Origin of the sequence: Bifidobacterium sp. (assembly GCF_051876855.1) — a bacterium.
In the GTDB taxonomy this organism is placed as follows: domain Bacteria; phylum Actinomycetota; class Actinomycetes; order Actinomycetales; family Bifidobacteriaceae; genus Bifidobacterium.
Map to the genome: position 1 here is coordinate 23,802 of NZ_JBJEIH010000085.1, position 7,172 is coordinate 30,973.

A 7,172-nucleotide genomic window follows, 5' to 3' on the forward strand; every position below is an offset into this window, starting at 1 on the left:
TCCGGCTCAATCGGTTCGCGTGTGTTCACATACGCGCGAAACAGTGTCCACAGGTCCTGCGCTGTCATGGCGGACAGAGCCGCTTCATCGGTGCGGATACCCGGCGTCCAGCCGCCGGTGTGGGCGCGTTCGTCGGCAAGGTAGCTCACCAGCGGTGTCAAGCGTTGCGCAAGCTGGTTCATGTCATGCCTTTCTGGGGGTGGGGTTTCCGTTTTTGGTGTGTCTCGTGTCCGGGGCGCGCTCGTAACATCGCGTGACAGACAAGCCCACCTCTCATGACGGTATCGTACCGGTCGTGGGAAGTGGGCATTGGCTTGACGCCGATTATCGCGAAGAGCGGTAAGGGCGCGGCTCAGGCTCAGGCGCGCACCACGGAGATGCGCTGGCCGATATGGTTGCCCTCGGCGATCTCATCAACGATGGCGATGGCATAATCGGCATAGCTGATGATGGATTCGCCGCGATCGTTGAGCTTCAGCTCCTCGCCGGCGAGAATGTACTTGCCGGTGCGCTCGCCGTCGTCTTGGAAGTCGGCTGCCGGGGAGACGTAGGTCCAGCGCACGTCCTTGCGTTCGCGCAGCTCGGCGAGGGCTTTGCCCATTGCGGTGGCGAGCGGCTTGAACGCGTCCGGGAAGTCCGGCGTGTCCAAGAGCTGCGTCTTGTGCTCGGGATCCACATACAGCGAGCCTGCGCCGCCGACAACGATGAGACGGGTCTGCGTTCCGGAGAGGATGTCCGCCAGGTGCTTGAGCGAGGTGGAATGCTGCGGCAGGGTATCGGGGGTCCAGGCGCCGAAGGCGTCCACGACCGCGTCGAAGCCCTTGAGATCGTCGGCGGTCAGATCAAACAGGTCCTTGACGATGGCGTGCTGTGCGACCGTCTTGTTTGCGCCGCGCACGACGGCGGTGACGTCGAAGCCGCGGTCGACGGCTTCCTTGACGATGAGCTTGCCGGCCTTGCCGTTTGCTGCGACTACTGCGATGGAGGTCATTGGTGTTCCTTTCTGTTTGCTGGTTCAGGCTTGATTTGTGGCGCGTTGCCGGTCTGGCGGCCGGGCTGCGGGCCATGTTGGTATCTTTTTGAACCTCGGTATCTTTTTGACACTGTCGACTATAGCGTATATAGTTACTAAAAGAAACCAAGCAGGGAAAAGTGCCTTGGGCACTGCTTGGTAACAATTTGATAGTTCCAAGGGAAATCAGGAGAAAACATCGTGTCTGAACATACCGCCATCGGCGTGTCGCCTCGGGATTTGCCGGCCTGCCCGGTCGAAACCACGCTCAAGCTGATCGGCAACAAGTGGGAAGTGCTTGTGGTGCGCGATCTGATGCCCGGCACCAAGCGGTTCGGTGAGCTCAAACAATCCATCGGCGGCATCTCACAGAAAGTGCTGACGTCGAAACTGCGCGAGATGGAGGCCGACGGCTTGGTCGAGCGGCATGTCTTCGCGGAAGTGCCTCCGCGTGTGGAGTACTCGCTCACGCCGCTGGGGCGCTCTTTGGAGCCGGTCCTCGACGCGATGGAGCAGTGGGGCACGGCCTATAAGAAAAAGGTGGCCGCCGGGCAATAGAGCGTTTTGGCTGGTAAATGCGACAACATGCCGGAAAGTGACCGTGTCTACACAGTTTCGTTACATATTTGCCAGAGTTTTTTAAGAAACGCGCATCGTTATTCCAAGAATCGAGCGGTTACATAATACATGTCAACGGTTCGACCGGTGGCGAGGCCCATAGGTCGGCCCCATAATTGAACCCCTTCTTCTCTCTTCTCTCTCGCCCGGCGGCTTCTCACCGCCGGGTTTCTTCTTTTCTGTCGCGCAGTAAGTGTGGTTATCGGAGTTATCGGGTTATCGGGGTTATCGGCCAACATGCGTGTCTGGTGGCGGGGTGTGGGGGAGCCGGGATTATCGTTCCGGTCTGCGTGTGTGTCCTGTATGCCATGGCATACGAATCTGAACAGATGTCGACGGAAAACGGCTGCACCGGGCAGTATCCCGCGCTTTGCGCATGCCTGAGCATACGCAAAGCGGTAAACGCACAAACCGGTTACGCCAAGCCCCCGCTCGGCGTAACCAGTCCGGGAAGATAGCGGCTGAGTTCAGTCGCAGCGGCGGGTCAGCGGCTGCCACGGCTCGATGTCCACCGGCTCGGTCTCGAGAATCGCCTTTGTCGCCTCGTCCAGATATTCCTTGCGGATAATCAGCTCGGTGACAAACCGATCGAACCAGTCTGCCGACGCGACATAATAGCCGTCCTTGCCGGCGTCCTTGCCCCAGCTGTTCTCAACCTTCCAACGATTCGGCTTGCCATCGGCATCCAGGTTCACGCCGGTCAGCGTCATCGCGTGATTGCTTGCGGAATCCCAGTATTCCAAGCCCTGACCCTTATCAAAGGTGAACTCGGTGTCGAACAGCTGGTCCACGCGCACGGTGCCGCGGTCAAAAATCCCGGCGTCGCGCAGCGAGAACTGCATGCAATCGCACGCGAACCAGATCGGATGCCCCGCGCTGAGCTGGTCGATGGCCGCCTTGCGGAACACGTCGAGCGGCACGTTGACGAACTCCATATCCCCGGCTTCCGCCACATTCGCGGTCCACTTGATCCGGTAGCGCTTGCCGAACGGGGTGCGGGCCATTGGCGCGTTGCACAGCGTGACCGCGTCATTGACATCCACCGGCACATACTTGCGCACAAATTCAAGCGGCGTGATGCCGTATTCACGGATTTGCGGGCGGTCGTCGCGACCGTCCTCGCCCTTGCTATCCTTGCCTTCGGTGTCCTTGCTGTCCTTGGCATCAGTCGTCTTGCCGGCATTCGCCGCATCCGCAGGTGCCTTGTCGGTGCCCTTCTTGCCGTCAGCGTCATCGTCGCCCTTGGTGCGGGCCAGGAAATCAAACCTTTCCGGCGGCTCGCCCAGCGCGATGCAGCAGATGCGGTACACAGTCGCCATATCTTCGGTCTTCGTCGCGCGCAGTGCTTCCAGACTTTCGCCCGCCGCATGACGGTTGCGCAGGTCGGCGGCGAACTCGCGCAGCTTGGTGTTCAGATACTGTTTGAACGCGTCGGAATTGCGGGAATTCGCGGATTCCGGGTACGCGGACTTCGGGACCAGACCATACTTGTTGACCAGTGCGACGAACATCTGCCACCAGCCGCCGTCATCGGCAACGGTATCGTTGATGATTTCGAACACACGGCTGTCGGTCGGCTCGTCAAGGGTTGCGAGCACGTTCTCCAGATACGTATTCGATTTCTCGATCGCATCCCAGAAGAACAGGTAGGATTCGGAGAACTCGAAATCCTCAAGCTTCCAACGATGTATGAGCTCATAGCGCAGAGTGTTGAGCGAGGCGAACATCCAGCAGCGGCCGGAATGTTCCTGATTCGTGATCGACCCCTGCTTGAGTTCGATCGAGAAATCGCGCGGCAAGGCGCGCACGCCATGATAATCGGTGGCGGCCTTCAGCACGCCCACGCTGGTGGCTGCGTTTGCTGCGACTGCGTTCGCCCGGTCGGCGTTGAACCGCTGGGAGAATTCGTGCAGCTGTTCGGGCCGCAATGCCTTGGAATCTGCCGGATTGGTGGTGTCGTTCTTCGCCATGATGCTCCTTGCTCGTGTGTGTCGGTGTTGAATGTGTACGCGTGCCATGCGTATATGTCCAAAACCTCCATCGTACTCCGGGCTGGTTCCGGGCGGTTGCTTGCTGTCGGTCATTTGCTGTCGGTCGTTTGCTGTCAGTCGCGTGGGGTGTCGCGTGTATGTCAGGGCATGCGTCCCGCGTCAGAAGCAAGCGCCCGGCAGCCCGCAGATGTCGCTTGTGCGCTGTCGCGTATGTCCGGACATGCGTGAGCCGACGGATACCAAGGGGTCTCGCCGTCCGCTCGTGACTTACGCATGGTTGCGTATGCCATCACATACGCAACCGGGCAGTCAGACAACTGGGCAGTCAGACAACCGGGCGAATATCTCGGGCAGTCAGACAAGCAGTCAGGCAACCGGGCAGTTGGGCAGTCGGGCAGTTGGGCTGCCGGGCAACTGGGTGATCGGGTAGCCAAAGCAATCAGGCAGTCAGACAAGCAATCGGGCAGTTGGACAGTCAAGCAGCCAATCAAGTAAGCAGCCAATCAGCCAATACTTGGTCCACCAATACCGCCCACGATTAGACTGGAAGCCATGTCCAAGCATCACCATCGCGACCGCAGCTGGGCGCCCGCCCCCGAGCCGCTTCCCGCAGACGCGCACGTCATCGACAATCACACGCATGTGGCGAGCGTCGTCCCCTTCTCCCGCGAAATGAACCGGCAAGCCATCGAACGCGACCAGCCGCCGGTGCCCGTGTATTCGGTCGATGAACTGCTTGCACAAGCGCAGGCCGTCGGCGTCGAAGGGATCATCGATGTCGGCTGCGAATACCCGAATCTCGGCACCGCTGTCCAGATGGCCCTCGACCACCCGGGTGTTGTGCATGCGGCGCTCGCCATCCACCCCAATGAGGCCGTGCTGCACGGTCACCGCGGCGTTCCCGGGCCGGACGGTCTGCCACTGAGCTACAAGCCCTACCATGACGTCAGTTTCGAGGATGCGCTCGCGCGGGTGCACCGGCTGGCCCTCGACCACCCGCACGAGGTGGTCGCGATCGGCGAGACCGGCATGGACCTGTTCCGCACTGGTGAAGGCGCCAAAGAGCTGCAACGACAAGCATTCCGCGACCATATCGCGCTCGCCAAGGAGTTGGGCCTGCCCATGCAGATTCACGACCGCGACTCGCACCGGGAGGTCATCGAGACGCTGCTTGCGGATGGCGGCCCCGAACGCACGGTGTTCCACAGCTATTCCGGCGACGCCGAGATGGGGCGCATCGCCGCCGAACACGGCTGGTATCTGAGCTTTTCGGGAACTGTCAGCTACAAGGGCAACGACGGAATCCGCGAATCGGCGCGGCTTGTAGGCCTCGACCACATCATGGTGGAGACGGACGCGCCGTATCTGAGCCCGATGCCCTACCGCGGACGCACCAACGCGCCGTACATGATTCCGTACACGCTGGCCGCGCTCGCCGAGGTCTTCGACCTGCCGGTGGCTGAGGTCGCGCGTGCCACCCGCCGCACCACGCGCGAGGTGTACGGCATCTGAGCGGGCGGATTGCCTGCGTTTCATGAATGCGCGGCGGTTGCAGATGACGATGCTTCCGATTGTCGTGAAAACTAGACAGAACCGTGAAATACCCCCATTTTGCGCCCGAATTGTTGCAATATCTCGTGACCGTCGTATAGACTTGCGGCTGTCTGTAAAGGAATCGTGATGGTACTACGATTCGCTTGCCAGGCATGAGTGTTCACGAGCGGGGAGGGTCCCCGCCGATGGAGGAATGTTATGGCGGAATCACGGCAGCGTGAATCTTCGCATACCGCCAATCAGTCTAAGCAATCAGAAGAGCAGCAGGCTGACGAACGTATGCGTGAGACGTTGCTGAAGGCCGATACCTTCACCAACGCGCCCAAGGTCTCTCGCAAGACGACGACCAAAGAAGAGCGCGAGGTAATCGCCAAGCAGCAAGAAGAAGAGCATAAGGAAGCAGAAAAGCTCGCCAAGACGGCGACCAAGGGGGCCATCGGCCGCTGGTGGACCCGCGTGCAATCCGGCCCGAACAAGGTCACCTTCGCGATGGCGGTCGTCGCGCTGGGCGTGGTGTACGGCGATATCGGCACCTCGCCGCTGTACACGATGCAGACCTTCCTCAACGGCCAAGGCGGCATTCAGCACGCCGACAGGGAAGCGATCCTCGGTGTGCTGTCGTTGGTATTTTGGTCAATCACTCTGATCACCACCGTCAAATACGTGTTGATCGCCATGCGCATCGACAACAAAGGCGAAGGCGGTATCTTCGCCCTGTATTCGCTGATCCGCAAGTATGGCGGCTGGCTGGCAATCCCCGCAATGCTCGGCGGCGCCGCGTTCCTCGCGGATTCGGTGCTCACCCCGGCCGTCTCGATTTCCTCGGCAGTCGAAGGTCTGAAGACCATCCCCGTGTTCGAACCGCTGTTCCGGGAGAACACGAATCTGACGATGATCATCACCGCAATCATCATCCTGCTGCTGTTTTCGGTGCAGTCGCGCGGCACGGAAAGCATCGGCCGCGTGTTCGGCAGCATCGTGATGGTGTGGTTCGGCTTCCTCGCCGTCGTGGGCGTGTTCAACCTGAGCAATGATTGGAGCGTGTTCGCCGCCCTCAACCCGGTGTACGGCCTCCGTTTCCTGTTCAGCCCGCATAACGCCGCCGGCATCGCCCTGATGGGCACGGTCTTCCTGTCGACTACGGGCGCCGAGGCGCTGTACTCGGATATGGGCCACGTGGGTCGCGGCAACATCTACTTCACTTGGCCGTTCATCAAAATCGCGCTCGTGTTCAACTATTTCGGGCAGGGCGCGTGGATGCTGCGCAACCAGCACAATCCTGCGCTGGAGAACGTGGACAGCCTCAATCCGTTCTTCCAGATGATGAGCCCGGGCGTGCGCTATCTTGCGGTCGCGCTGTCGGTCACCGCAGGCATTATCGCCTCCCAGGCGCTGATTACCGGCGCGTTCACCATGGTTGCCGAAGCCACCGGCCTCAACTGGATGCCGCATCTGCAGGTGCGCTACCCGGCCCGTACGCGCGGCCAGCTGTATATCCCGGTGGTCAACGGCGTGCTGTGTGTCTCCACACTCGCCGTGCTGTTCCTGTTCCGCGATTCGGAGCATATTTCCGCCGCATACGGCCTCGCGCTGACCATCACGATGATTACGACGACCGTGCTGCTCGCCGTGTACATGTGGTACAACCGGCACAAGGTCGGGGCCATCGTGTTCTCGATCGTGTTCCTGTCCATCCAGATCATGTTCTTCATCGCCTCGATGGCGAAGTTCATGCACGGCGGCTGGTTCACGATGCTGCTGACCTTGATGATTCTGATGATCATGGTCACGTGGAACGACGGCACGAAGATCGAACGCTCGCAGCGTCGCCATATGAAGCGCAAGGATTTCCTGCCTGCGCTCGAGAAGCTGCACGGGGACTTCCGCATCCCGTATTTCGCCGACAATATCGTGTATCTGACATCTGACAGCGAAATGAAGCGGCTTGACACCGACATCTTCTTCTCGATTTTCGCGGACCATCCCAAGCGTGCGCG

The 7,172-nt window shown here is 60.3% G+C and carries 5 protein-coding genes and 1 pseudogene; 3 read left to right on the forward strand and 3 right to left on the reverse strand.

The window, feature by feature from the left end:
* A pseudogene (locus ACI38B_RS05820) lies at positions 1 to 182 on the reverse strand (protein-ADP-ribose hydrolase); the annotation flags it as partial.
* Positions 183 to 358: 176 nt separating this feature from the next.
* A complete protein-coding gene (locus ACI38B_RS05825; RefSeq protein ID WP_439729927.1) occupies positions 359 to 991 on the reverse strand; it encodes an NAD(P)-dependent oxidoreductase in 633 nt (210 codons plus the stop codon).
* 222 nt (positions 992 to 1,213) lie between these two features.
* On the opposite strand from ACI38B_RS05825, the gene ACI38B_RS05830 reads away from it, so the two are divergent.
* Positions 1,214 to 1,570, forward strand: a complete 357-nt coding sequence (locus tag ACI38B_RS05830) for a winged helix-turn-helix transcriptional regulator (protein ID WP_439729928.1) — start codon at positions 1,214 to 1,216, stop codon at positions 1,568 to 1,570.
* A gap of 527 nt (positions 1,571 to 2,097) precedes the next feature.
* On the opposite strand, the gene ACI38B_RS05835 is transcribed toward ACI38B_RS05830, so the two are convergent.
* Positions 2,098 to 3,600, reverse strand: coding sequence for an aminopeptidase C (locus ACI38B_RS05835; protein ID WP_439729929.1), 1,503 nt, complete (start codon positions 3,598 to 3,600; stop codon positions 2,098 to 2,100).
* 573 nt (positions 3,601 to 4,173) lie between these two features.
* Between ACI38B_RS05835 and ACI38B_RS05840 the strand changes: the two genes are divergently transcribed.
* Positions 4,174 to 5,133, forward strand: a complete 960-nt coding sequence (locus ACI38B_RS05840; protein WP_439729930.1) for a TatD family hydrolase — start codon at positions 4,174 to 4,176, stop codon at positions 5,131 to 5,133.
* Between the two features lie 321 nt (positions 5,134 to 5,454).
* A partial coding sequence (locus ACI38B_RS05845) for a KUP/HAK/KT family potassium transporter (RefSeq protein WP_439729931.1) occupies positions 5,455 to 7,172 on the forward strand: 1,718 nt, incomplete at its 3' end.

Bases quoted from the DNA above. Each gene is read 5' to 3' on its own strand.
- ACI38B_RS05825 (WP_439729927.1), bottom strand. From the start codon at position 991: ATGACCTCCATCGCAGTAGTCGCAGCAAACGGCAAGGCCGGCAAGCTC.
- ACI38B_RS05840 (WP_439729930.1), top strand. From the start codon at position 4,174: ATGTCCAAGCATCACCATCGCGACCGCAGCTGGGCGCCCGCCCCCGAG.
- ACI38B_RS05835 (WP_439729929.1), bottom strand. From the start codon at position 3,600: ATGGCGAAGAACGACACCACCAATCCGGCAGATTCCAAGGCATTGCGG.